This window comes from Thermocatellispora tengchongensis, assembly GCF_014202315.1.
GTDB classification, from domain to species: domain Bacteria; phylum Actinomycetota; class Actinomycetes; order Streptosporangiales; family Streptosporangiaceae; genus Thermocatellispora; species Thermocatellispora tengchongensis.
This window is the reverse complement of the sequence record NZ_JACHGN010000036.1, coordinates 35,949-60,687: the sequence shown is the minus strand read 5'-3', so window position 1 is coordinate 60,687 and position 24,739 is coordinate 35,949. Positions and strand designations below refer to the sequence as shown.

At 73.2% G+C, this 24,739-nt stretch carries 21 protein-coding genes; 10 read left to right on the top strand and 11 right to left on the bottom strand.

Annotated features, from left to right (window positions below; translation table 11 throughout):
• Positions 1-112 precede the first annotated feature (112 nt).
• Positions 113-1,222: a lipase family protein gene (locus HNP84_RS48455; protein WP_185056911.1), complete on the top strand. Its 1,110-nt coding sequence runs from the start codon at positions 113-115 to the stop codon at positions 1,220-1,222.
• Positions 1,223-1,273: 51 nt separating this feature from the next.
• On the top strand, positions 1,274-1,984 hold the full coding sequence (locus tag HNP84_RS48450) for a nucleoside/nucleotide kinase family protein (protein ID WP_312927348.1): 711 nt from the start codon (positions 1,274-1,276) through the stop codon (positions 1,982-1,984).
• A gap of 40 nt (positions 1,985-2,024) precedes the next feature.
• Here HNP84_RS48450 and HNP84_RS48445 read toward each other — a convergent pair whose 3' ends face one another.
• Entirely contained in the window at positions 2,025-2,885 is an 861-nt protein-coding gene (locus HNP84_RS48445; RefSeq protein WP_185056909.1) for an LLM class F420-dependent oxidoreductase, read from the bottom strand.
• Positions 2,886-3,049: 164 nt separating this feature from the next.
• Between HNP84_RS48445 and HNP84_RS48440 the strand changes: the two genes are divergently transcribed.
• From HNP84_RS48440 to HNP84_RS48410, 7 genes are all read left to right on the top strand, one after another.
• Positions 3,050-3,529, top strand: a complete 480-nt coding sequence (locus HNP84_RS48440; RefSeq protein WP_221337687.1) for a MaoC family dehydratase — start codon at positions 3,050-3,052, stop codon at positions 3,527-3,529.
• On the top strand, positions 3,526-4,695 hold the full coding sequence (locus HNP84_RS48435; protein ID WP_185056908.1) for an acyl-CoA dehydrogenase family protein: 1,170 nt from the start codon (positions 3,526-3,528) through the stop codon (positions 4,693-4,695). The genes HNP84_RS48440 and HNP84_RS48435 overlap by 4 nt, the downstream gene beginning before the upstream one ends.
• Positions 4,696-4,704: 9 nt before the next feature.
• Positions 4,705-5,220 (top strand): MaoC family dehydratase, encoded by a 516-nt coding sequence (locus HNP84_RS48430; protein ID WP_185056907.1) that lies wholly within the window; start codon positions 4,705-4,707, stop codon positions 5,218-5,220.
• Positions 5,217-6,479, top strand: coding sequence for a CaiB/BaiF CoA transferase family protein (locus tag HNP84_RS48425; RefSeq protein WP_185056906.1), 1,263 nt, complete (start codon positions 5,217-5,219; stop codon positions 6,477-6,479). The genes HNP84_RS48430 and HNP84_RS48425 overlap by 4 nt, the downstream gene beginning before the upstream one ends.
• The gene (locus HNP84_RS48420) at positions 6,476-7,444 is read left to right on the top strand and encodes an HpcH/HpaI aldolase/citrate lyase family protein (protein WP_221337686.1); all 969 of its coding nucleotides are present in this window, start codon (positions 6,476-6,478) and stop codon (positions 7,442-7,444) included. Before HNP84_RS48425 ends, HNP84_RS48420 begins: the two co-directional genes overlap by 4 nt.
• Entirely contained in the window at positions 7,402-9,384 is a 1,983-nt protein-coding gene (locus tag HNP84_RS48415; RefSeq protein ID WP_185056905.1) for an oxidoreductase, read from the top strand. The genes HNP84_RS48420 and HNP84_RS48415 overlap by 43 nt, the downstream gene beginning before the upstream one ends.
• A gap of 107 nt (positions 9,385-9,491) precedes the next feature.
• Positions 9,492-10,256: an SDR family NAD(P)-dependent oxidoreductase gene (locus tag HNP84_RS48410; RefSeq protein WP_185056904.1), complete on the top strand. Its 765-nt coding sequence runs from the start codon at positions 9,492-9,494 to the stop codon at positions 10,254-10,256.
• Positions 10,257-10,348: 92 nt separating this feature from the next.
• On the opposite strand, the gene HNP84_RS48405 is transcribed toward HNP84_RS48410, so the two are convergent.
• Positions 10,349-11,233, bottom strand: a complete 885-nt coding sequence (locus HNP84_RS48405; protein WP_221337685.1) for a bile acid:sodium symporter family protein — start codon at positions 11,231-11,233, stop codon at positions 10,349-10,351.
• A 220-nt stretch (positions 11,234-11,453) separates the two neighbouring features.
• On the opposite strand from HNP84_RS48405, the gene HNP84_RS48400 reads away from it, so the two are divergent.
• The gene (locus tag HNP84_RS48400) at positions 11,454-12,215 is read left to right on the top strand and encodes a FadR/GntR family transcriptional regulator (RefSeq protein WP_185056903.1); all 762 of its coding nucleotides are present in this window, start codon (positions 11,454-11,456) and stop codon (positions 12,213-12,215) included.
• A gap of 57 nt (positions 12,216-12,272) precedes the next feature.
• Here HNP84_RS48400 and HNP84_RS48395 read toward each other — a convergent pair whose 3' ends face one another.
• From HNP84_RS48395 to HNP84_RS48355, 9 genes are all read right to left on the bottom strand, one after another.
• Positions 12,273-13,097 (bottom strand): glutamate ABC transporter substrate-binding protein, encoded by an 825-nt coding sequence (locus tag HNP84_RS48395; protein WP_185056902.1) that lies wholly within the window; start codon positions 13,095-13,097, stop codon positions 12,273-12,275.
• 8 nt (positions 13,098-13,105) lie between these two features.
• Complete coding sequence (locus tag HNP84_RS48390; protein WP_312927335.1) at positions 13,106-14,590, bottom strand: GlnX family signal transduction membrane protein; 1,485 nt, start codon at positions 14,588-14,590, stop codon at positions 13,106-13,108.
• Positions 14,591-14,596: 6 nt separating this feature from the next.
• Positions 14,597-15,487 (bottom strand): FHA domain-containing protein, encoded by an 891-nt coding sequence (locus HNP84_RS54490; protein WP_246519576.1) that lies wholly within the window; start codon positions 15,485-15,487, stop codon positions 14,597-14,599.
• 49 nt (positions 15,488-15,536) lie between these two features.
• Positions 15,537-16,823 (bottom strand): VWA domain-containing protein, encoded by a 1,287-nt coding sequence (locus HNP84_RS48380; protein ID WP_185056901.1) that lies wholly within the window; start codon positions 16,821-16,823, stop codon positions 15,537-15,539.
• Positions 16,820-17,719, bottom strand: a complete 900-nt coding sequence (locus tag HNP84_RS48375) for a PP2C family protein-serine/threonine phosphatase (protein ID WP_185056900.1) — start codon at positions 17,717-17,719, stop codon at positions 16,820-16,822. Before HNP84_RS48375 ends, HNP84_RS48380 begins: the two co-directional genes overlap by 4 nt.
• A 1-nt stretch (position 17,720) precedes the next feature.
• The gene (locus HNP84_RS48370) at positions 17,721-20,429 is read right to left on the bottom strand and encodes a serine/threonine-protein kinase (protein WP_185056899.1); all 2,709 of its coding nucleotides are present in this window, start codon (positions 20,427-20,429) and stop codon (positions 17,721-17,723) included.
• Positions 20,426-21,622, bottom strand: a complete 1,197-nt coding sequence (locus tag HNP84_RS48365; RefSeq protein WP_221337684.1) for a hypothetical protein — start codon at positions 21,620-21,622, stop codon at positions 20,426-20,428. The genes HNP84_RS48370 and HNP84_RS48365 overlap by 4 nt, the downstream gene beginning before the upstream one ends.
• 255 nt (positions 21,623-21,877) lie before the next feature.
• Complete coding sequence (locus tag HNP84_RS48360) at positions 21,878-23,290, bottom strand: NADH-ubiquinone oxidoreductase-F iron-sulfur binding region domain-containing protein (protein ID WP_246519575.1); 1,413 nt, start codon at positions 23,288-23,290, stop codon at positions 21,878-21,880.
• 657 nt (positions 23,291-23,947) lie between these two features.
• The gene (locus tag HNP84_RS48355; protein ID WP_185056896.1) at positions 23,948-24,721 is read right to left on the bottom strand and encodes a hypothetical protein; all 774 of its coding nucleotides are present in this window, start codon (positions 24,719-24,721) and stop codon (positions 23,948-23,950) included.
• Positions 24,722-24,739 lie beyond the last annotated feature (18 nt).

The following is a 24,739-nucleotide window of genomic DNA, read 5'->3' as shown; positions in this document are numbered from 1 at the left end:
TACCCGCGAGTAAACATCGGCTCACGGCGCCGTCCTCATCTCTCCCGACACTTCACCGGAGGGCGGCCACATGGGCTTACGGGTGCGCGTGAGCGTTGCCACCTTTGCGATCGTGATCCTGTCCGTGTTCGGCGCGGGCGCGCAGCCGGCCGGCGCGGCGACCTCGGGGGACGTGCTGACGGCACAACCGGTCAGCGTCTACCTGGCGCCGGGACGGCTGCTTGAGGTCCCGGTCGACGCCTGGAAGATCCTCTACCGATCCACCTCGGCCACCGGCGCCGCGAACCAGGTCTCCGGCCTGCTCCTGGTGCCGAAGGGGAGCCATCACGGCACCCGTCCGATCATCGCGTACGCGATCGGCACGCACGGCCTGGGCGACCAGTGCGCTCCGTCCCACCAGATGCAGCGGGGCACGGACGCCGAGCTGGCCCTGATCAGCTTGCTGCTCGCGCGCGGCTGGGCGGTCGCGGTGACCGACTACGAGGGGCTGGGCACACCCGGCACGCACACCTACATGGCCGGGATCTCGCAGGGGCACGCCGTGCTGGACTCGATCCGGGCCGCGGCACGGGTGCCGGGCGCGGGCCTGTCGGCGTCGGCCCCGGTCGGGATCGTCGGCTACTCGCAGGGCGGCGCGTCGGCCGCGTGGGCGGCGCAGCTCGCCCCCACGTACGCCCCCGAGCTGCGGATACGCGGCGTCGCGGCGGGCGGTGTGCCCGCCGACCTGCGCCGGGTGGCCGAGAACCTGGACGGCACCGCCGACTTCGGCCTCGCCGCGGCGGCCGGCGTGGGCCTGGACGCGGCCTACCCCGAGCTGAACCTGGCCGGCTACCTGACCCCCGAGGGCCGGACCCTGCTGGACGCCGCCAAGGACGACTGCCTGGAGGACATCAAGCGGGCGCTGGCGGGGCGCAGGCTGGCCGACCTGACCACCGCCGACGTGCTCGCCCTGCCCGCCTGGCAGGCCCGGCTCGCCGAGACCCGCGCCGGCGCCGTCGCGCCCAAGGTGCCGGTGTTCCTCTACCACGCCGACGGCGACGAGATCATCCCGCTCTCGGTCGGACGCACGCTGCGCGCCGACTGGTGCGCCCGGGGCGCGAAGGTGCTGTGGACGTCCCTTCCCGCCCCCAGCCACGTGCTCGGCGCGGTGGCGGGCGCTCCCCTCGCCGTCCAGTGGCTGGACAACCGGATGCGCAACCTCCCCACCCTGACCAACTGCTGACCGCGCGGTCGGTGAGCCGCCGTACCCGTCCTAGGATGTGAGCATCGAGCGATATCAGTCCCACCTTCGCAGCGGCCGATGACCGTCGAGAGCCTGGACGACCTGCTGGCCCGCGCCCGCGCTCTCGCCGAGGGCGGGCGCCGGGCCCTGCTGGGCATCACCGGCAGCCCCGGATCGGGCAAGAGCACGCTCGCGGTGACGCTCACCCGGCTGCTCCGCCAGGCGCCGCCGCCCGGACGCACGGCCGAGTGGGTGGCGTACGTCCCGATGGACGGCTTCCATCTGGCGGACGTCGAGCTGGACCGGCTCGGCCGGCGCGACCGCAAGGGCGCCCCCGACACCTTCGACGCCGCCGGCTACGCCGCCCTGCTGCGCCGCCTGCGCGAGGACGAGGAGGAGATGGTCTACGCGCCGGGGTTCGAGCGCGACCTGGAGCAGCCGATCGCGGGCAGCATCCCGGTGCCCCGGGCCGCGCGCCTGATCATCACCGAGGGCAACTACATCCTGCTCGACGAGGGCGACTGGGCCCGGGTGCGGCCCTGGCTGGACGAGGTCTGGTACTGCGAGCTGGACCCGGCCGAGCGCCTCCAGCGCCTGATCAGACGGCACGTCCGGTTCGGCAAGCCGCAGGAGCTCGCGGTGAGCTGGGTGGAGGAGGTGGACCAGCGCAACGCCGCGCTCATCGCCGCCACCAAACCCCGGGCCGACCTGGTGGTGCCCGACGCCCTCCTGCAGTCGATCGAGCACCCCGGCGGGATGTGACGATCAGTCCGGGTTCAGCGCGGCGCTTTCACAGTGGCGTTCACAGCAGCGCCTTGGCCAGCAGGCGCCACTGCTCGCGGGGCATCGGGCCGCGCAGGTCGCCGGCCGCGACGTGCAGGGCCACGTGGTCGGCGCCGACGGCCAGGTGCTCCCGTGCCCGTGCCACCGCGGCCTGGACGTCGCCGCAGGCGAAGGTGGCCTCGATCAGCCGGTCGCTGCCGCCGTCACGCAGATCGTCCTCGGTGAACCCCAGGCGCAGCAGGTTGTTGACGTAGTTCGGCCGGTCGAGGAACCGGCTCAGGTGGCGGCGGGCGACCGCGCGGGCGGCGTCCCGATCGGGGTCGAGGACCACCTTGACCTCGGGGGCCAGCAGCGGCCCCTCGCCCAGGACCTCCCGGGCGCGCCGGGTGTGCTCGACGCTGACCAGGAACGGATGGCAGCCGGCCGCGCGCTCGGCGGCGAGCCGGAGCATGCGCGGCCCCAGCGCGGCCAGCACCCGGCGCTCCCGCGGCACCGCCGGGTCCAGTTCCTCCAGGTATCGACGCATGGCGCTGTACGGGCGCAGGTAGCCCCGGTCGGCGACGTGCTCGGCGTGGCTGACCCCCAGTCCCAGCAGGAAGCGGCCCGGATGGCGGGCCTCCAGGTCGGCGAACCCCGCGGCGGTGGCCGCGGGCTCGTGCAGCCAGATGTTGAGGATTCCGGTGGCCACCGTCAGCCGGGTGCTCGCCGACAGCGCCGCCCCGGCGTTGACGAAGTCGTCGGCGGCGGCGTGGCCGGGCAGCCAGAGGGCGGAGTAGCCGAGTTCGTCGAGTTCCGCGACGGCGTCCTCGATCTCGCCGCGGTCCCCCGGCCCGGTGACCCGCAGGTAGTGGCTCCAGATGCCGACCTTACCGAGCTTCACGTGATCTCCCAGGTGTGCGGCGGCCAGGGTCGGCCGGGCGCTCAGACTAAATATCAGACTTCCACGCGGTCAAGGCCGAACGGCTGTTGACAGCGAGCGAACGGCGAGTGCCATGATGAAGTCTGAATGTCAGACTTTTCGCCGACATCGGACGAGGAGACGATGTGGCCACGGTTCGCCGGGAGCGCGGGCTGTACTTCGAGGACTTCGAGGTCGGCCGTCGCTTCGACCACCATTGGGGCCGTACGCTCACGGCCCAGGACGGGATCGCGTTCAGCACCGTCACCATGAACTTCAACCCCCTGTACTTCGACGCCGAGTACGCCCGCCGCCTCGGCCATGAGGACGTGGTCATCAACCCGCTGCTGGTGTACGCCGTCGTGCTCGGGCTGTCCGTCGAGGACCTGTCCGAGGCCGGCGGGCCCTTCCTTGGCCTGGACGACCTGTGCTTCCCCGCCGAGGCGCACCCGGGCGACACCATCCGCGCCCGGTCGGTCGTGCTGGACCGGCGCACGTCGAAGTCCCGTCCGGGGTGGGGCGTCGTCGAGTGGCGCACCACCGGTTACGACCAGCGCGGCCGGGTGGTCTGCGAGTACCGCCGCCGCAACCTGTCCCGCCTGCGCCACCACGAGGAGTCACGATGACCGTGCTCAGCCCCGACCATCTCGCCCTGCGGAAGGCCACCCGCGAGTTCGCCGAGAACGAGGTCGCGCCCATCGCCGCCCGGCTGGATCTGCAGGACGAGACCATCCCCGAGGACCTGCTGGCCAAGATGGCCGATCTCGGCCTGTTCGGCGTCACGCTGCCCGCCGAGTACGGCGGCCTCGGGTCCGACATCGTCGCCCTCGGCGTGGTGACCGAGGAGCTCACCCGGGTCAGCCTGTCCGTGGGCAGCCTGATCCAGCGCAACATCGGCTGCGGGCACATCCTCAACCGCTTCGGCACCGAGGAGCAGAAGGCGCGGTATCTGGAGGGCATCGCGACCGGCCGCCTGCTCACCGCCTCGGCGGGGACCGAGCCCGACGCCGGGTCCGACGCCGCCAACATCAAGACCATGGCGGTGCGGGCCAGGGGGATCGACGGCGGCGAGGTCTACCGGGTGACCGGGACCAAGCAGTGGTGCACGTTCGCCGACCGGGCCGACCTGATCTTCACGCTGTGCCGCACCGGCGAGGACAAGCACGGCGGCATCAGCTCGCTGATCGTGGAGAAGCCGGCCGGCGGCTTCGACCCGCCCCGCCTGACCGGGACCCGCATTCCCACGGCCGGGTACCACGGCATGTACTCCTACACCCTGCACTTCGACGAGCTGGAGGTGCCCGCCGCCAACCTGGTCGGCGGCGAGGAGGGCCAGGGGTTCCGGCAGCTCATGGGCGGCTACGAGATCGCCCGGATCGGATTCGCGTTCCGGTGCATCGGGCTGGCGCGCGGCGCGTACGAGGCGGCGCTGGACTACGTACGGCAGCGGCGGCAGTTCGACCGGCCGATCGCGGAGTTCCAGGCGGTGCGGTTCCGGCTGGCCGACATGCGGACCCAGATCGACGCCGCCCGCGCGCTGGCGTACAACGCGGCGGTCAAGGCGTCGCAGGGCGTACGCGCCGACCTGGAGGCGGGCGAGGCCAAGCTGTTCGCCTCGGAGATGGCGCGCAAGGTCGCCTGGGAGGCGCTGTACCTGCACGGCGGCAACGGGTACGCGGTGGACTCGCCGGTCAACCGCTACTGGCGCGACTCGGGACTGCTGCCCATCGGCGAGGGCACCAGCGACATCCAGCGCGAGATCATCGCCCGCCGCATCCTGGCCGACGCGTAGGGGGACGACATGCCGTACACGAGCCCGGACAACTACTTCGAGCACTTCACCGCCGGCGACCGGTACGAGCACGTACGCGGGCGCACGGTCTCCAACGTGGACAACCTCTGGCTGACCCTCACCACGCTCAACACCGCGCAGGGCCACTTCAACCTGGACTACATCCACCGGGCCTCCGGCGGCCTGTTCACCGAGCGGCTGGTGATGGGCGGCGCGACCCTGGCCATCGTCATCGGCCTGACCGCCGAGGACATGAGCGAGAACGCGCTCGCCGACCTGGGGCTCACCGGGGTGCGGCTGCCCGCCCCGGTGTACCGGGGCGACACCCTCTACGCCCACAGCGAGGTCGTGGAGCTGAGCGACGCCGGCGACCGGCCGGACGCCGGGGTCATGACCTACCGCTTCACCGGCCGGAAGGGCGACGGCACGGTGGTCGTCGAGGGCACCCGGCGGGTGCTGCTCAAGCGGTTCTCGCACTGGGCCGAGCGCGACGGCCACGTGGCGGAGCCGGAGGAGACGGCATGACGACCCCGCATGGAACCGAGCACGGAACCGGGCACGGCACCGGGCACGGAACCGGGCACTCGACCGGGCACAGGACCGCGCTGGGCGGCGTCACGGTCATCGACCTGAGCCAGGGCGTGGCCGGGCCGGTGTGCACCAAGAACCTGGCGCAGATGGGCGCGCGGGTCATCAAGATCGAACGGCCGGGCGTCGGCGACCTGATCCGGGGCTGGGACGACATCGTGCACGGGATGTCCTCCGGGCACGCCTGGGTCAACCCCGGCAAGCAGAGCGTGGCCGTGGACCTCTCGACGCCCGCCGGCGCCGAGATCCTGCTCAAGCTGGTCGCCCGCGCGGACGTGCTGGTGGAGAACTTCGTCCCCGGCACGCTGGAGCGCTGGGGGCTGACGCCGGAGCGGCTGCGCGCCGCACGCCCCGACCTGGTGCTGTGCCGGATCTCCGGATTCGGCCAGGAGGGTCCGGACCGCGACCGGATGGCACTGGACCTGATCATCCAGGGCGAGACCGGGCTGATCAACACCAACGGCACCCCCGAGTCCCCGGCCAAGATCTCGCTGTCGGTCGCCGACATCTCGGGCGCGATGTACGCGACCACCGCCGTGCTCCAGGCGCTCTACCACCGCGAGCGCACCGGCGAGGGCGGCGACATCGACGTCGCCCTGTTCGACTCGGTGATGACCTGGACCGGGTACTTCCCCTACCTGTGGTGGTACGCCGGGCGCCGGCCGGGGCGGGTGGGCCTGCACCACCACACGATGTTCCCGTACGGCGTGTACCGCACCGCCGAGGGCCGGGGCGTGATCCTGGCGGCGGGCGCGGGGAGCCGGGTGCACTGGAAGCGGTTCTGCGACGCCATCGACCGGCCCGAGCTGGTGGACGACCCCCGGTACGCCGGCAATGGCCTGCGACTGGCGAACCGGGAGGAGCTTGAGAAGATCGTCAGCGACGCGATCGGCGCCCGCCCGCTGGAGTACTGGCTGGCCAGGTTCCACGAGGCGGGCATCCCGGCCGGGGCGTTCAACGAGTTCGACGAGGGGCTGGCCCACTCGCGGATGCGGTCGCGCGGGCTGGTGAAGGAGGTCTCCAGCGCGGTCGGGCCGGTGAAGGTGTTCGACTACCCGCCCCGGTTCTCCGCCTTCGACAACGTCAACGAGCTGGGCCCGCCGGAGCTGGGCGAGCACACCGAGCAGGTGCTCGCCGAGTTCGGCGTCACGGCGGCGGAGCTGGCCGAATACCGCGCGAGCGGGGCCGTCGGGTGAGCGCCCCCGACCCCTTCCCCACCTCCGTCCGCGCGGTGCGGCTGCGCCGCAGCGTGCTCGCGACGCCGGGCTCGAACCCGGCCATGCTGGCCAAGGCGGCGGCGAGCGCGGCGGACGTCGCGTTGCTGGACCTGGAGGACGGCGTCGCGCCCGACCGCAAGGACGACGCGCGGCGGGCCGTGGCGGAGGCCCTGGCCACGCTGGACTGGAGCGGCAAGACCACCGCCGTCCGGATCAACGCCGTGGACACCGCCGCCGCCCACGCCGACATCCTGGCGGTCCTGCCGGCCCGGCCGGACCTGATCGTCGTGCCGAAGGTCCGGCATCCCCGCGACGTGTGGTTCGTCGAGACGCTGCTCGACGCCCTGGAGGACCCGGCCGGCCAGGCCCCGCCGATCGGGATCGAGGCGCTGATCGAGGACGTGGCGGGCCTGACCCGGGCCGAGGAGGTCGCCCGGTGCAGCCCGCGCCTGGAGGCCCTGATCTTCGGGCCCGGCGACATGGCCGCCTCCCAGGGCGTGCCCCCGTCGGCCGCGCTCGACCCGCGGGTGTGGGCGTACGCGCGGTCCCGGATCGTGGTGGCGGCGCGGGCCGCCGGGATCGAGGCGATCGACGGCCCGTTCCCCGACTACCGGGACGAGGCCGGGCTGCTGCGGGAGGCGGCCGAGGCCGCCGACCAGGGCTACTCCGGCAAGTGGGCGATCCACCCGGGCCAGCTCACGCCGATCAACCGGGTGTTCGCGCCGTCCGCCGAGGACGTGGCGTGGGCCCGGCATCTGGCCGGCGTGCACGAGGAGGCGCTGCGGCGGCGGCAGGGCGCCACCGGCGTGGACGGCCGGATGCTCGACGCCGCCACCCTGCGCGTGGTGCAGGGCATACTCGCCAAGGCCGAGCTCATCGGCCCCGACCAGGAGGGGGACTCGTGCCGAACGACTCCATCGACCCCGCCGAGCGGGGCGGCGTGACCGCCCCGGCCGGCCTGCTGAGCCCGTACTCGGCGGGCCGCCTGTCCCTGCCCAACCGCGTCGCGTTCACCGCGACCATCAACAATCTCGGCCGCAACCGCGACATCACGCCGGAGCAGATCGCCTTCTACGAGGCGCGTGCGCGCGGCGGGGCCGGTCTGATCATCACCGAGGGCCTGTCGGTGCATCCGACCTCGATCCCCGGCTACTCGGTCCCGCTGGCCTACGAGCCGGACAACATCCCGCGGTTCCGCCGGCTCGCCGAGGCGGTGCACCGGCACGGCACGCCGATCCTGGGCCAGCTCTGGCACATCGGCCGCCAGGCGTTGCACACCCCGCTGCTCAAGCCCTGGTCGGCGTCGGGGACCCGCGACCCGTACAGCGGGATGACCCCGCACGCCATGGACGAGGAGGAGATCCACGAGCTGATCGACGGGTTCGCGCGCTCCGCGGCCCACCTGGCCGAGGCCGGTTTCGACGGCGTGGAGATCCACGGCGCGCACGGCTACGTCATCACCCAGTTCCTCTCGCCCTCCAGCAACTTCCGCGACGACCGGTGGGGCGGCAGCACCGAGAACCGCAGCCGGTTCGTGATGGAGGTGCTGCGGGCGATCCGGGACCGCTGCGGCGAGGACTTCGTGGTGGGCCTGAAGATCTCCGCGCACGAGTACGTGGACGGCGGCCTGGACCTGGCGGAGTCGCAGCGCATCGTCGCGCTGCTGGCCCGCGAGGCCCGGCCCGACTTTCTGGCGGTCAGCCAGGCCAACGCCAGCCCGAGCCTGGAGTACCACGTGCCCGACCTCGCGTTCGGCCCGGCGCCGTTCGCGCATCTGGCGGCGGGCGTCCGCGAGGTCGCCGACGGCATCCCGGTGATGGCCCTGGCGAAGGTGCCGGACCTGGAGACCGGGCAGCGGCTGGTGGACGAGGGCGTCGCCGACCTGATCGGCATGTCCCGCGCGTGGCTGGCCGAGCCTGACCTGGTCGCCAAGCGCCGGGCCGGGCAGACCCCGCGCCCCTGCACGTACTGCAACGTGTGCTGGGAGTTCATCCACACCGCGCGGGAGATCGTGTGCATCTACGCGCCCGGTACCGGCCGGGAGGCCGCGCACCGCGAGCCGGTGCGGGCCGCCGTGCCGCGGACGGTGCGGGTGGTCGGCGGCGGGCTGGCCGGGCTGGAGGCCGCGCGCTCGGCCGCGGCCGGTGGTCACACCGTGCACCTGTACGAGCGGGACGAGCGGCTCGGCGGCCGGATCGGCTGGGAGGCCACGGTCACCGGCCGGGAGGAGATGGCGCTGGCGCCCGGCTGGCTGACCGACGAGGTGACCAAGGCGGGGGTGGAGATCCACCTCGGCACCGAGGTGACCGAGGAGGTCGTCGCGGGCTGGCACCCGCACGACGTGGTGGTCCTGGCGACCGGCGCCAGGCCGGTGGTCCAGCAGGTCCCCGGCGTGGCGGCGACCCTGTCCATGGCGGACGCGTGGCGGCTGCGGGCGACCCTGTCGGGCCCCATCGTGGTGGTGGACGACGCGCAGGAGGAGCCGCTGTACGCGCTGACCACGGCCCTGGCCGCCGACGGGCATGAGGTGCACCTGCTCACCTCGGGCGAGATGATCGCGCGCCGCGTCGCCTTCGTGAGCCGGATCGGCGTGCTGCGCCGGCTGGACGAGGCGGGCGTGACCGTGCACACCGGCGTGGTCCCGGTCGGGGTGGTGGACGGCTCGCTGCGGATCGCGCACGTGCTGTCCCGCCGGCTGCGCGAGCTGGGCCCGGTGGCCACGGTGGTGCGCGGTGGCCCGCTGGAGGCGCCGCCGCTGCTGGACACGGGCGGGCGGCAGACCCTGGTGATCGGCGACGCGTCCGCGCCGCGCAGCTACGTCGCCTCGGGCCGGGAGGGGTACGACGCCGGCCTGGCGATCACGGAGCTGCCGTTGCCCGCTTGAAAACACGAGCGTTCGCTCGTATTCTAGAGATGTTTCCCCCGCGAGCCGCGACACCCTGCTCAGGGTGCCGCGGCTCCGCCGTTCCGGGGCCCGGAGAAGGAGCGAGCATGAGATTCGACGGCAAGACGGCCGTGGTGACCGGCGGGGCGAGCGGCATCGGACTGGCGGCGGCGCGCCGATTCGCCGCCGAGGGCGCCCGCGTCGCCATCCTGGACCTCGACGGCACCGGCGGCGACGCCGAGGCCGCGCGGCTCGCCGGCGAGGGCCACGAGGCCCGGTTCTACGCCTGCGACGTGACCGACGGCGCCAGCGTGACCGAGACCTTCGCCCGCGTGGCCGCCGACCTCGGCGGCCTGGACGTCCTGCACGCCAACGCCGGCATCCAGCGGCTCAGCCCGTTCCCCGAGACCACCCGCGAGGAGTGGGACGCGACCCTCGCCGCCAACCTCACCTCGGTGTTCCTGTGCGGGCAGGCCGCCGCCCGCATCATGATCCGGCAGGGGCGCGGCGGGGCGATCGTGACCACCTCCTCGATCGGCGCCCTGCTGTCGGCGGGCGAGAACGCCGCCTACAGCGCGTCCAAGGCGGGCGTCAACGCGCTCACCCGTTCCATGGCGCTGAGCCTGGCGCCCCACGGCATCCGGGTGAACGCCGTCGGCCCCGGCACGACGGTCACCGGGATGACCGGAGGGCTGCTGGAGCACCAGCAGGTGCGGGACTACGTGCTGTCCCGCACGCCCCTGCGGCGGCTGGCCGACCCGGACGACATCGCCGGCGTGGTCCTCTTCCTGGCCGGCGAGGACGCCCGCTACATCACCGCCCAGACCGTCTACGCCGACGGCGGGCGGCTGGCCCTCAACTTCACGGTCTGAGCCCGGGGCCCGGCACGACCGGCGGCCCGGCCCGTGGTACGGGCCGGGCCGCCGGCATGTCACGGCTTGTCACGTGATGTAGGCAAGAGCGGTCAGCCGCCCACCGGCGTCGCGCTCCGGCCGGCGCGCCGCATGAGGCGAGTGAAGATCATCGCACCGGTGAACGCCACGACCGTGTATATCGCCGCCGGGCTCGCCATCTCGGTGTTCCCGAGCAGGTCCGGGCTGATCGCGATGGTGATGGCGAGGGCGGTGTTGTGCACGCTGATCTCCATGGCCGAGGCGATGGCCTGGCGCCGTCCGGCCCTGGCCAGCCGGGGCGCGCCGTAGCCGACGGTGAAGCTGAGCAGACCGAACAGCGCGGTGGCCAGGCCGACCGAGGCCACGTAGTCCAGCAGGTGCTCCCGCTCCTGGAAGATGGCGCCGAGCACCACCAGCAGCAGGAACACCCCGGACACGATCCGGCCCGGCCGGTCCATGCGGTCGGCGAACTCCCGGTACCGGCGGCGGACCAGCATGCCGAGCGCGACCGGGACCAGGACGACGGCGAAGACCTGGGCCAGCTCCCCGAAGCCGAGGCCGATGTCCTCACCCGACCCGATGAAGTGCGCCATCGCGAGGTTGACCACGATCGGCATGGTGAACGGGGCCAGCACCGAGTTGACCGCCGTCAGCGTGATGTTCAGCGCGACGTCGCCGCCGGCCAGATGGCTGTACAGGTTGGCCACCGTCCCGCCGGGCGAGGCGGCCAGCAGCATCATGCCGACCGCCAGCGGCGCCGCCAGGTCGAGCACGGTGACCAGCGCGAAGCACAGCGCCGGCAGGACGAGGATCTGGCAGCCCAGGGCGACCAGGGCCACCCGGGGCTGACGGGTGATACGGGTGAAGTCGGCGGTGGTCAGGCTGAGGCCGAGCCCGAACATGATCAGGGCCAGCGACGACAGCAGCACCGCGTGCAGCAAGGGAGAGTCGTCCACCGTAGGGTCTCCTCTTCGGAATGCCGGGGGATCCGAACGCGCGCTGCGATCGACGGCATGCGCAAAACGCTAAAACTCAGATTTCTACGGTGTCAACGCTCGGAGACGTCCAGGTTTCCAGAATGGTGCGATGACGTCCGCTTCACCGTGGCCTTGAGGACGGATGTCCGAGGATCAGACTTCATTTGACAGGGGTGTGCGGCCGTCCTAGCCTGCAATCATGTCCCCACGCCATCCGGGCCGGCCCGCCGTCCAGCCGCGGCCAGTGCGTCGCGCGTACGAGCAGGTCGCCGACCAGATGCGGCAGTGGATCCTCACTGGCGCGCTCACCGCCGGCGAGCAGCTTCCCGTCGAGGCCGAGCTGGCCGAGCAGTTCGGCACCAGCCGCAGCACGATCCGTGAGGCGCTGCGGCTGCTGGCCGCCGACAACCTCGTCGTCACCAGAGCGGGCGCCGGCGGCGGCACCTCGGTGGCGCGCCCGGTCCCCGACCGGATCTCCCACCTGCTCGACTCGAACCTGTCCCTGCTGGTGTGGTCCGACGAGCTGACCCCCGAGGACGTCATCGCGACCCGCGAGATCCTGGAGATCCCGGTCGCCTCGCTGGCCGCGGCCAACCGCGACGAGGATCAGCTCGACCGGCTGCGCAAGCTGCTGCCCGAACGGCCGGGCGAGATGGACCCCGACGCCCTCCACCAGATCGACCGCGAGTTCCACAACGTCCTGTTCGAGGCGTCGGGCAACCGGCTGCTGCCCCTGCTCTGCGCCCCCCTGTCGGGCGTCCTGGAGCGGGGCTTCCAGCGGTCCCGCATGGCCCCCGACTTCTGGGAGGCCGTGGTGCAGGAGCACCGCGCCATCGCGGCGGCGGTCGAAGCCCGCGACACCGAGGGCGCCGCCGACCGCATGCGCGACCACCTGCGCTCGGTGCGCGAGGGCTACCGCCTGATGGACGTCGCGCACCGCCGCGACCAGCCCACCGGCTGACACGGGCCCGGTCAGCAGGGCCCCTGCCAGGGCCCGGTCAGCCGGCCCGGGTCCCCGCTAGCCGCAGCCCTCGAACTGGGGCACGGTGGTGGTCAGGTTCAGCCCGGTGGGGCCGAACCACTTGTGCAGCAGCTTCTCGGCGGTGCCGTCCTGGTACATCTCGGTGATGGCCTTGTTGACCGCCTCGCAGCCGTCGATGTCGCCCTTCTTGATGCCCACCCCGTAGCGCTCGTCCGTGAACGGCGCGTTGATGATCTTCACCGAGCGGGTCTCCGCGCCCGCGAACCCGGCCAGGATGAGGTCGTCGGTGGAGACCGCGTCCACCTCGCCCGACTTCAGCTTGGCGATGCAGTCGCTGTACGACGGCGCCTCGACCAGGTTGACCGCGACCTTGCGCTCCTCCTTCACCCGGCGCCAGGAGTTGGAGCCGGTCACCTGGCACAGGTTGCGGCCCTTGAGGTCGCGCACGTTGTCGATGACCGCCGCGTCGGACGCCCGGACCAGGGTGTCCTGGTGGGCCACGTAGTACGGGCCGGAGAAGTCCACCTTGGTCTTGCGCTCCGGGGTGATCGAGTACGTGGCGAAGATCAGATCGACCTGGCCCTCCTGGAGCATCTTCTCCCGCTGCGCCGACGGGGCCGGGATGAAGGTGACGTTCTCGAAGCCGAGCTTGCGGGTGACGTACTTGGCGACGTCCACGTCGAAGCCCTCGTACTCGCCGCCCTTCCTCAGGCCGAGGCCCGGCTGGTCCGGTTTGACCCCGACGACCAGGACCTCCTTGTCCAGGATCGACTGCTGGTCGCCGCCGCCGAGCCCGCAGCCCGCCGCGGCCAGGATCAGCGCCGCCCCCGCCACGGCGGCCCTCACGCGCCTTGTTCTCATTGGCACCCCTACCGATACTCGGACAGCCGCGGGACGATGCCGGCGAAGATGAGCAGCGCGGCCAGCACCGCCGCGCCGGGCACGATGACGTTCCAGCCGCCGAGGTCGTCATCGCCGGACCTGATGGCGCCGTCGAACGCGCCGCGGTGCAACGCGATCAGGTCCACCAGCGCCTTGTCGTAGCTCTCGAAGCTCTGCGCCAGGGTCCCCATCCGCAGCGCGATGGCCTGCCGGGCCTGCCCGGCCACGGCCAGCCTGCGCATCTGCCGGTCCTGCTGCTGGAACTTCTCGTACGCCGTGAGCACCGCGCCCACCGCCGGCCGCTGGTCGCGCAGCGTGAGGTTCCTGGCCTCCGCGCCGTGGAAGCCGAGGAAGTCCACCTTCTCCGGCCACTCGCCGACGACCTTGTCCACCCCGGCGTAGTACTTGTCCAGGCTGCCGCCGGGCGTGTAGAGCACCGACTGCGACTTGTCGAGGTAGACCTGCTCGTAGGTGTCGGCGCGCTGCGGGTCGAGCAGGTAGCGGCTCTGGTCGCCGTGCATGGTGTTGCCGATCGCGCGGGCCCGCGACAGCGCCAGCACCGAGTTGAACCCGTCGTCCTTGGCCATCCGCAGGTTCTCGGCCTCGCGGCCGAGCAGCAGCATCCCCGACAGCGTGAACACCGCGATGATCAACGTGGCCAGCAGCAGCGCCGGGTTCAGCACCCGGCGGAACCTGCGCGCGAGGAAGATCTGCAGCCCGATCAGCAGCGCCAGCGTGAGCAGCCCGGCCGCGCCGACCAGGAACCGGCCGGTGAGCACGGCCGCGCTCTCGTCCTCGTACGTTTCGCGCACGATCGTGCCACTGTCCAGGGTCAGGTTGTACGCCTTGGGCAGCAGGTCCAGCCGCATCAGGTCGGTCGCCTGCCGGTACAGCTCGATCACCCGGTCGGGCGGCGGCCCGGCGGCGTGCTGCGACTGCTGGTCGAGCAGGATCGCCTGCGCGGCCAGCCGCTCGTACCGGCCCAGGCCGTCGAGCACCTGGCGTACGGTCTGCTGCTCGGTCGGGTCGCCGAGCGCCAGCTCGGCCGCCTGGAGCACCGCCCGGCTGGCCTCGGCCCGGCGCTGGTCGTAGCGGTCCAGGGCCTGCTGCCTGCCCTTGCCGAGGCTGGTCTCCCTGCCGATCAGCAGCACGTTGGCGACCTGGGCGTCCATGTCGCTCAGCGCGAAGTACAGGTCGGCGGTGGCCACCACCTGCGGGCCGGCGTCATGGCCGATGACCTGAAGGCCCTCCCTGGCGTTGCCGATCGACAGTGCGGTCGCGCCGAACAGCAGCGCCGCGGCCACCAGGCTCGCGCCGGTGAGGGTCCAGATCCGGGCGGGCACCGTGCGGCGGCGTCCGCGCCCGGTGGCCGGCGCGGGCGGCGTGGGCGCCGGGGGCGGGCCCGGCGGCTGCCCCGCGGGAGCGGCGGGCGGGGCCGGCGCCTGCTGGGAGATGGTCATGGGGGTGGTCACGGCGGGTCACCCTTTCCGCAGCGTGATGACGGTCCACGCGCCGAGCTGGATCCGGTCGCCGTCGCCGACCGGCACCGGCACGTTCGGTTCGAGCGGTTCGGACGCGCCGTTCACGGTCGTGCCGTTGGCCGAGCCCGGATCGACGAGCAGCCACGACCCGTCGGGCTGGGCGAGCAGCACCGCGTGCAGATGCGACACGCCCGGGTCCTGAGGCGGCCCGCTGAGGTCGATCTCCGGGGTCAGGCCGCGGGAGCGGCTGGCCCGCCCGATGCGCACCTGCTGGCCCTGCACCGGGAACCGGCGCTCCGGGCAGTACGGCGGGAAGGCGACGCTGGCCGCGTCGGGCCCGCCCTGCGCGATCACGGAGTCGTAGTAGGCGCGGTCGGCGGTCACGATCGCCTCCCACGTGCCCGGCGCGGGCGACGGCACCGGCCCGGTCGGCATCGGCCCGGTCGGCTGCTGGTACGGCGGCTGCGGCGCGTACTGGGGCGAGGAGGGGTACTGGGCGGCCGACGGGTACGTCGCGGTCGGCGGGAGCGTGCCGCCCGGCACCTGGCGCGCCGACATCGAGGAGGCGCCGCTGGTACCCGGGATCGGCCGCGACCACGCGGCGGGCCGCTGCACCTGGGCCGACGCCGACTGCTGCGCGGCCATGCGCACCGCGCCGGAGACCTCGATCGCGAAGTCGTAGCCGCACTCCTCGCAGAAGCGGCCGGTGCGCGGCGCCTGGCAGTCGGGGCAGCTCGTACGCCCCTCACCGCCGGTTCCCGGGCCGGAGGAGGGCGCCGAGGCGGAGGCGGACGCGGCGGCCGGCGCCGCCGAGCCGGACATCATGGTCCCGCAGACGTCGCAGTAGTCGGTCGCGCCCGACTCGTGCCCATCGGGGCAGGTGGCCATCGCAGCGTTCCTCCTCGCCTTTCCCTGGTGCCGGTGTCGTGCGGCCCGGCTACGCCTCTGATTCCTTGCGCATGCGCACCGTACGCACCGAGCGGGTGTCCAGCGCGATCTCGGCGGCCTTCTCCACGTTGGGCTTGAGCCGGGCGGTGCCGGTCTCGGGGTCGAAGTCGATCACCTTGTCCAGCAGCCTCGCGGTCTCGCCGTTGCCGGCCTGCTCCGCCAGGCCGCGGGCCCGCCCCAGGCGGGCGGTGGCCAGCTCGAGATCGCCCTCCTTGCGGGCCTGGAGGCCGTCCTGGATCAGCGCCGCCAGCTCGGCCTGCCCGGTGTAGTGGGCGACCTTGGGGTTGATCCGGGTGGACTGGGCGTAGTCGTCGCTCCACTGCGCCAGCACGTTGCCCGCCGCGAGCTGCTCGCCGGTCTCCGGCACGACCAGCTTCACCCAGGCGGCGCGCATCTCCTGGCCGACCACCCCCGGCGGCACCTGGACGCAGATGTGGTACTCGCGGGTCTCGCTGCCCCACGAGCCGGTCGGGTAGTCGCGCGCCTGCGGCCCGGACGGGGTGCCGCGCGCGGTCAGGTCCTCCAGCGCGGGCGAGACCTGCTTGATGTAGGTCATGGTGGCGTTCTGCGGGGTCCAGATCCGCAGCGCCACGTCGGCCACCGCCTTGCCCATGGCCGCCTGGGTCATGGCCCGGAAGTCGGCCTCCAGGTCCTTGGGGTCGGCGATGTCCATCACGCTGCCCAGCAGGGTCGAGCCGACCTTGCGCAGTTCGGCCACCACCCAGGCGTCGCCGACGCCGCGGCAGTCGCAGACGAACTTGCCGGTGCAGTAGGCCAGGTCGGCGTCGAACTCCTCGGCGCTCTGGTGCTCGTTCTTGCCGTCGGTGAGCAGGATCGCGTGCTTGATCGCCCCGGGCACGGTCTCGAACAGGTCGGCCGCGAGGCGCAGCCACCGGCCCATGGCGGTGCCGCCGTCGGCCTGGAGCCGGCCGATCGCCTCCTTGGCGGCCTGGCGGGTCTGCGGGTTGGAGGGCAGCAGCCGACGGTCGGGCGGGTAGACCATGTGCGCGTTGGCGGTGCCCGCCACGATCGCGAAGTGCACGCCGTCGCGCAGCGTGTCCACCGCGGCCTGGGCCGCCTTGCGCGCCTCGGCGATCTTGCCGTACGACATCGAGCCCGAGGTGTCCACGATGATCACCTCGGCGGCCTGCGTGGTGGGCGCGGCCACCGCGGGCCCCTTGGCCTCGACCGTGAGGATCGCGTGCACCTCGGTGTGGCCGACGGCGAGGTACTTGTTCTGGTCCACGCTGATCGTGAACTGGGGCTGCTCGGTCACTGGATAGCGCTCCCTCTCCCGTATGGGATCACCAGCACGGTGATGTTGTCGCGTCCTCCCGACTCCAGCGCGTGCCGTACCAGCGCCTGGGCGGTGGCCAGGGGCGCGGTGGCGGCGCCGGGGGCCGCGGCGGCCATCTCCTCGGCGGTCGGCAGGTAGTTCCACAGGCCGTCGCTGCACACCAGCACGACGCCCGGGGTGTCGGGCTCGAAGGTGCTGACCTGCGGGATCACCTCGCCCGCGTCGGCCCCGAGCCAGGCGGTCAGCATGCCGGTCTCGGTGGCGTCGTCGCTGGTCAGCCGTACCGGGCGGGGCCCCAGCCAGTACGCGCGGCTGTCGCCGACCCAGCCGATCGTCACCCGGCCGGGCGCCACGATCGCCGAGACGTACGTGCACGCGGGGGCGTCCTCGTAGGTGCCCAGGGCCGCGATGGCCTCGGCGGCGCGCGCCACGGCCGCCCGGGTGGCCTCGACGTGGCCCGCGCCCGCGCGCAGCTCCTTGACCAGCGTGGCCGCGCCGGTCTCGGCCGCCGCCTGCGACCCGTTGTCGGGCCGGGGCGAGGACGACACCCCGTCGCACACCACGCCCACCGTGACGTACTCGTCCACCTCCATCAACGCCATGGAGTCCTCGTTGCGGCTGTGCCGCAGCCCGCGGTCGCTGACGCCCGCGGCCGAGCCCGTCTCGACCTCCAGGTGGTCCCGCGGCGCGGGCTGGCGCACCCCGCACCGGCCGCAGTAGCCGTCGGCCCCGACCTCGGACGCCCCCGCGCCGCAGCTCGCACACGCGCCGGGGGTGCCCGCGTGGATCGCGCGCCCGCACTCCTCGCAGAAGGTCTCGTCCTGGAGCACCGGATAGGCGCAGTGGGGGCAGGTGGCCGTCATCTCCGCCGTCATCTCAGGCCCACGTCCTCGGTCGCACCTCGTTGGCCTTGTCCACGAACGCGTGCCGGTCGGCCCGCACCTGCGACGCGCGGGCCAGGGCCCGGTAGACGCGCTCCAGCTCGCGGCGCACGCCGCGCTCGGTGAGCGGCTGGCCGAGCAGCGTCGCCGGTCCCGGCGGCCGGCCGCCGGCCTCCATCCACCGCAGCGCCGCCTCCAGCACCTCGGCGGCCAGCCGGTTGCGGCGTACGGCGTCGAGGCCGATGTCGTTGAGCCGCTGCCCGGCCCCGGCCAGCTCCGGCGGGGTCAGCGAGCGCGGGTCGCGCCCGCGCACCGCGATGGCCACCGCGGCCATCTGCGCGGCGACGTAGTGGCTGGCGGTCGTGGGCACCTCGTCCAGCACCCGGGTGGCCCCCACCCGGTCCTCCTCCGCCAGGCGCACCCTGGCCAGGCCGAACGCGGCGCTGACGTAGGACCGGTCGGTACGCCAGATGGTGGCGTACAGGCGTCCCGCCTCGCGCGGGTCGCCCGCGCACTCCTTGCTGAACGCCAGGGCCAGCCGGGGCGCGATCTCGCCCGGCATCCGGAAGTACAGCTCGTCGAAGATCCGCGCGGCGTCGGCGATGTTGCCCCAGGCCAGGTCGCGCAGGCCGTGGTACCACAGCACCCGCCAGTCCCACGGCGTCTCCCTGGCCGCCTGCTCCAGCTCCTCGCCGACGCGCGGGTTGCGCTGCTCGATCAGCGCCCGGATCAGCGCGAGCCGGGTCTCCACGGAGGACACCGGGGCGTCCTCGATCATGCGGACCAGGTCGTCCAGGGTGCGCGCGGTGATGCCGGCCAGGAAGCCCGCCGCCGGGTCGGCCGGATCGACCAGCGGCGTGGGCAGCGCCCCGACCGCCGCCACCGGGTCGAGCGGGACCAGCACCGCCTCCCGCCCCGAGCCGTTCGGCGACGCCGCGGCCCCGTTCGCGCCGTTGACGCTATTGACGCCGTTTGTGCCGTTTGTTCCGTTCGCGCCGCCCGCCGGGAGTGCCGGGAGCGCGGCGGCGAGGTCGGCGGGCACGGAACTCGCCGGAAGCGTGGCGCTGGGCGCGAGCGCCGTGCCGGCCGCGACCCGCTCCGGCCCGAACAGGCCCGACGGCGCGGGGTACGGGATGCCGTCCTCGGCCGCGCGGATCTCGCGCAGCACGCCGGTGAGCTGCTCGGCCATGTCGGCCGCGCTGGGGAACCTGCGCGCCGGGTTGGGGTCGGTCGCCCGGTGCAGGAACCGCAGGAACGACTCGTACCTCGCCAGCAGCGGCACCGCGCTGGGCGAGGGCAGCGGCGTCGGCTGTCCGTTGGTGACCGGGCTGAACGGGAAGCTGAGCACGGCCAGCATCCGCCCGACCGTGTACAGGTCGGAGGCCACCGACGGGCCCTCGGTGGCGATCTCGGGCGCCTGGTAGCCGATGGTGCCGTAGATGGAGCTGTCGTGGTCGTCGGCGTGCCGCACCGCGCCCAGGTCGATCAGCTTGAGCTGGTCCTCGACCTGGATCACGTTCGCCGGCTTGAGGTCGCAGTAGAGCAGGTTGCGGTCGTGCAGGTACTCGAAGGCGCGCAGCACCTCCAGCACGTACGCGATGGCCTGACCGATCGGCAGGGCCTCGCGGTTGTTGCTGGCGCGCAGCCTGGCCCGCAGCATCTCCTGCAGCGGCTGGCCGCCGACGTACTCCATGACGATGTAGCCGACCATCGTCATGGTGGTGGGGTCGGGGTGCTGCACGAAGTTGAAGATCTTGACGATGTTGGCGTGGTCTACGCCGGTCAGGAAGCGGCGCTCGGCCTCGGCCGCCATCAGCGCCTCGGCGTCGCCGGTGTCGAGCAGGCCCTTGAGCACCACCCAGCGGCCGTCCAGGTTGAGGTCCGCGGCGAGGTAGATCCAGCCCAGGCCGCCGTGGGCCAGGCAGCCCTTGACCTCGTACTGCCCGGCGACCAGGTCGCCCGGCTGCAGTTTGGGGGTGAAGGAGAAGCGGGTGCCGCAGTGCGGGCAGAACCCCTCCGAACGGCCGGGACGCCCGCCCTTGGCCCGGCCCACCGGCTTGCCGCAGGAGGCGTTGCTGCAAAAGCGCTTGTCCTCGGGCACCTCGGGGTTGCGCAGCACCACCTCGGCCGGGTCGCGGTACGGCACCGGCGGCACCGACACCAGGCCCGCGCCCAGCAGCGACCGGCGCGAACGGCCGCTGGACGACGTGCGTCCGCTCACCGGCCCGGTGCTCGGCGCCGTGCCGGGATCGGCCGCGACCGGCTGCGCCCGCCACCCGGACACCGGCGCCGACGGGGTCGCCCGCCACGCGGACGGCTGCGACGCCCCCGGCTGCGGCGCGGACGGGTGCGGCGCCGAGGGGTGCGGCGCCGACGGATGCGGCGCCGACGGGTATTGGGCACCGGGCTGCGGCGCCGACGGATGCGGCGGCGCCGGCCGGCCCGGGAAGGCGGGCGCGGACGCGCCGGGCTGCGAGGGATACGCCGGAGCGCCCGGCTGCGAGCCGTACCCGGCCGGCTGGGACGGGTATCCGGCCGGCTGGGACCCGTAGCCGCCCTGCCCCGGGTAGCCGGCGGCGGGCGGGTACGCCGGCGGGGCCGCCGCCGCGGGCGCGGCCGGAGCCGCCGCCGGGGCCAGGCCGCAGGTGTCGCAGTAGCCGTCCTGCACGGTGCCCGTGCAGCCGGGATGGGTGCACTGACTCATCCGCCCGCTCCAGTCTGTGAGATCGCCCGCTGGTAGCCCGCCACCGCGACCGTGGACTGGCGCAGGTCGCACGGGGCCGTCCAGAGCAGATCATGGGCTCGCCGGTACAGGTAGCCGAGCTCGGCGTCCTCCGCCCGGCCCAGGCGCACCGCCTTGGCCTTGAACGCCTCCAGCCGGCCGCGCAGCTCGTCGCGCCGGGCGATCAGGCCGGTCACCGCCTCGGCCGTGGCCCGCGCCTGGGCGAGCGCCTCGTCGGCCGCGCGTTCCAGCTCGGTCATCCGGCGGGCGAGGTCGGTCCAGTCGCCGGCGCCGCGCAGCCCGTCGAGCGCGTCGAGCCGGTCGCGCAGCGTACGCGCCTGGTCGGGCATGGCGGGCAGCACCGGGTTCGCGATCTTGATCAGCACCAGGTCGCGGGCCTCGACCACGGCCAGTTCGGCCCGCTCGACCTCGTCGAGCCGCGCCGCCAGCGCCGCCACCCGCTCCGCGTAGCCCGCCTTGATCCGCACCGCCTGCTCCAGCAGGCCCCGCCGGTCGGCCAGCTCGGCCGCGAACCGGTCCATCTCGGCCAGCTCGCGCGGGTCGCCGGTGGCGTAGGTGAGCGGGTCGGACCTGGCCGCGTCGCGCAGCGCCACCAGCGCCTCGCCGAGGCGCACCAACTCGGGGTCGGGCTCGCCCAGCTCCTCGGCCAGCCTGCGCGCGGAGTCCCACACCGCCTCGGCCGCGTTGACCCGCGGCGCCAGCACCGTCCAGGCGGAATCGACCGCCGCGATGGTCTGGGCGCTCTCGCGGTAGGCGTCGTCCATGCGGCGCAGCACCTGGTCCAGGGTCAGCCACTCGGCGGCGGCGCGCACCAGGGAGCGGCGCTCCACCGGCACGTCCTCGACCTTCATCTCCACCGAGGGCCCGGTGAGCAGCGCGGTCAGCTCGGCCAGCTCGGCGGCGCCCGGCCGCGGGCGGCGCGCCCTGACCTCCTCCGCCTTCTCCAGCGTGCGCCGGAACGCGTCGAACAGCCACCACAGCGTGGCGATGCCGGCCTCGGCCCGCTCCCAGCGGCGCTTGGTCTCGCCGGTCAGCTCCGCGCCCTTGAGCAGCAGGTAGCCGGAGTGGGACTCCAGGTCCAGCAGGTCGCCCGACAGGCGCTCGAACTCCGCCCGCCGCTGCCGGAGGGCATGCTCGACGCCTTCCGCGCTCATCGGCGGCCCGCTCGTGCTCACCACTCCCCCGCCACTGCTTCGACTGCGGCCTGGACCCCGGTCGGTCAAGTCTGCCTATTTACTCAATCTTTGTACATGCCGGCACCGTACGCGCACGTGCGCGCAACCGATTCGACGCCAGGCCGGGCCCGTTGGTTCGGCCGATCGAGCACAAGCGGGAAAAGGGGGAGCCCCCCGGCTCCGTGGGCGGGTGAGGAAGGCGCCGGGGGGCGGTCTGGGGGAACTGTGCGGGGGCTATCCCTCCTCTATGCGCAGCGCCAGGGCCGGGCACATCTCGATCGCCTTACGCGCCTGTGGCAGGAGCGAGTTGGACACGGGAGAGTCGGAGATCACCGGGTAGCCGTGCGCGTCCAGGTTCACCCGGTCGGGGAACAGCTTCGCGCACAGGCCGTGCCCCTGGCAGCGGGTCCAGTCCACCACCAGGCGCAGCTTGGAGTCGTCGTCCGCGGGGATCGGCAGCAGGCCGTACACCGGACGGCCGCAGGTGCCGTTCATCAGATGCTGGGAGATGTCGTCCTTGAAGGTGTCCAGGGCGGACAGCACGAAGCGCGAGGTCCCGTCGGGGTGCGAGCACGCGCCCCGGCCGCGCGTCCCGACGGCGGCCCACCGCACCGCCTCGATCGACCCGTTCCCGTCGGACAGGTCCTTCAGCAGGTACGCCACGTCGGGCAGCCCGAGCCGGCACGGGCCGCACTGACCCGCCGACTGCGCCGCCAGATAGGAGGTCACCCGCACCGTCTCGCCCAGGGGGCAGGTCTCCCCGCCCAGGGGCACGATGATGCCGGCGCCGAGCACGCCGCCGACGTCGGCCAGGCTCTTGCGCGAGACCGGCACCGAGGCCGCGTCCACCGGGGTCAGCCACCGCCCGTGGTAGCCGCCGACCAGCACCCCGTCCCCCACCACCGCGCCGCAGATGTCCAGCACGGTGGCCAGCGGCACGCCGGTCGGCGTCTCCACCACGGCCGGCCGCATCGCCGACCCGCCGATGGTCAGCAGCACGGTCCCGGGCTCGTCCGGCGCCCCGGCCTCGGCGTAGCCGTCCGGCCCGTACTGCGACAGGATGGCGAGCTGGGAGTAGGTCTCGGCATTGGACAACAGGGTCGGCAGGCTGCGCACACCGCTGTCGCTGGTACGCCCGCCGCGCCCGCGCGGCACGGCCTCCCGCCCCATGATCCCGTTCACGACGGAGCCGCCCTCACCGGTCACGAACCGCTCGGGCAACCCGACCACCCGCACGTACCCGTCGAGCTTGCGCTCCTCCACCGCCGCGATGATCGAGTTCTGCGCCATGTGCCCCTCGGCCACCCCGATCACGACCTCCACCGCGTTCAGCGCGTCGGCCGCGATCAGCGCCCCGTCGATGATCAGGTGCGGCTTGCGCAGCAGCAGCATCTTGTCCTTCGTACTGGCCGGCTCCCCCTCCGTACCGTTCACCACCACGACGACCTCGGCGTTCTTCCGCCGAGCCGCCGCCACCACCGCGGAGAACTTCCGCGCGAACGGAAAGGCCGCCCCACCCCGCCCCCGCAGATCCACGGCCTCCGCCATGGCCACGATCTCCTCGACCGTGTGACGCGGCGGCTCAGGGTGGAACTCCCGATGCGTCTCGTAGTCGAGCCGCCGATGCCGATCCAGCCCCGCGGTCAACCGAGCCTCTCCCACATGCCGAACATCAGGCACTTTGTGCAGAATCATGCGCGCTCCGTGCTCATGGCCCGTGCTCCGCACGGGCAGGCTCGGGCGCCCCACAGGGTCATGCCTTCCCTCGTCACTCCGGTCGCTACGCTCCCTGCGCTCCTCAGTCCAGGCACGACCCGCGCCCGAGCCGCCACAACCCGTCGTCGCAATGAAGTCATCGCACCCACCTGGCCACTCACGGTCTCCCACTCACACACGTTGAGATCGCACCCGCCCGCGTCGCCGTCATCGCCCGCCCTCGCCATGCGGGGCCCTCCGCTCATCGCACCCACGCTGTGCCTGCACGCCGTCTGCACCGCTTCACCGGCGCGTCGCCTCTCCCTGCCGGGCCCCGTCCGCCGTCCCGAGGGTGTGTCCCCGTCCGGGAAGAGGTGGGGGAGTGTCCGGGCAACGGTGGATCTTGCGCCCGACGGGATGAGGGTGGATTCCGGAACTTGCGGAAACGCGACACCCTCCGGCCGCCTCCTCCCGAACGGTGACACACTCGGAGGTGGCGCCTTGCGGAAGATCCACCCGGTGCCCGGACACTTCCCGTCCCCCGAAGGGGTGCCCGGGTTCGGGAGGAGGTGGGAGGGCGACACACCTGGGGTTCCCACTCGGGTCGGGTCAGCCGGTCTTGCGGCGTTGGAGGTCGTCCACCGAGCGGAGGGTGAACACGCGGGCCACCGGCTCGGCGGGTCTCTTGGCGACCTCGATCCGCGGTGTCTCCGCGGTCTCGCGGGTGCCGGCCGTGCTGATCAGGCGGATGGCCAGGGCGATGCCGACGGCGACGAGGGAGAGCGCGTAGCACCACACCACCCAGTTGGCGGGGGGCCGTCCGGCGAGCAGGCCGTGCAGGATGGAGACGGGCCAGGCCAGGTAGGCCACGTCGTGAAGGGCCCGCCACACCCAGGGCTTGGTGGAGCGGGCGAACCTGCCGCGGATGATGCCGGTGACGAAGACCAGCAGCATGAGGTCTCCGGCTATCGCGCCGACGCTCGCCCAGAGGCCGACGCCGCCCGCGAACGGGATGACGGCGCCGGCGGCGCCGATGCGCCCGCCGTCCACCTTGAGCAGGATGTGGGTCAGGAGGAAGCCGATGCCCAGGGTCGCGACGGCCCGGTGCACCCGCTGGGCGAGAATCCGATGCTCGATCTTGAGGATCATGCGCTCGGTCGCCGCGACGCCGAGCACGCACGTGAGGGTGAAGCTGACCAGGGCGAAGACGCCGACGTAGAACTCTAGGAAGGCCCGCGCCGAGGCGACGGCCTGGGCGCCCCAGCCCGTGAGCAGGGACACGATGGCGAACGTCAGCGCCCCGGTGAGGATCACCCCCATGGCGATGAGCCACAGGTTCGTATTGGGGCGGCGCTTGTAGCTGGGGGCGCGCCTGCTTTTCATGGACTCTCCTGGTTGGGG

Coding starts and splice junctions, on each gene's coding strand:
- HNP84_RS48435 (WP_185056908.1), top strand. CDS start 3,526: ATGACCGTGCTCAGCCCCGACCATCTCGCCCTGCGGAAGGCCACCCGC.
- HNP84_RS48430 (WP_185056907.1), top strand. CDS start 4,705: ATGCCGTACACGAGCCCGGACAACTACTTCGAGCACTTCACCGCCGGC.
- HNP84_RS48425 (WP_185056906.1), top strand. CDS start 5,217: ATGACGACCCCGCATGGAACCGAGCACGGAACCGGGCACGGCACCGGG.
- HNP84_RS48410 (WP_185056904.1), top strand. CDS start 9,492: ATGAGATTCGACGGCAAGACGGCCGTGGTGACCGGCGGGGCGAGCGGC.
- HNP84_RS48400 (WP_185056903.1), top strand. CDS start 11,454: ATGTCCCCACGCCATCCGGGCCGGCCCGCCGTCCAGCCGCGGCCAGTG.
- HNP84_RS48395 (WP_185056902.1), bottom strand. CDS start 13,097: ATGAGAACAAGGCGCGTGAGGGCCGCCGTGGCGGGGGCGGCGCTGATC.
- HNP84_RS54490 (WP_246519576.1), bottom strand. CDS start 15,487: ATGGCCACCTGCCCCGATGGGCACGAGTCGGGCGCGACCGACTACTGC.
- HNP84_RS48375 (WP_185056900.1), bottom strand. CDS start 17,719: ATGACGGCGGAGATGACGGCCACCTGCCCCCACTGCGCCTATCCGGTG.
- HNP84_RS48370 (WP_185056899.1), bottom strand. CDS start 20,429: ATGAGTCAGTGCACCCATCCCGGCTGCACGGGCACCGTGCAGGACGGC.
- HNP84_RS48365 (WP_221337684.1), bottom strand. CDS start 21,622: ATGAGCGCGGAAGGCGTCGAGCATGCCCTCCGGCAGCGGCGGGCGGAG.
- HNP84_RS48355 (WP_185056896.1), bottom strand. CDS start 24,721: ATGAAAAGCAGGCGCGCCCCCAGCTACAAGCGCCGCCCCAATACGAAC.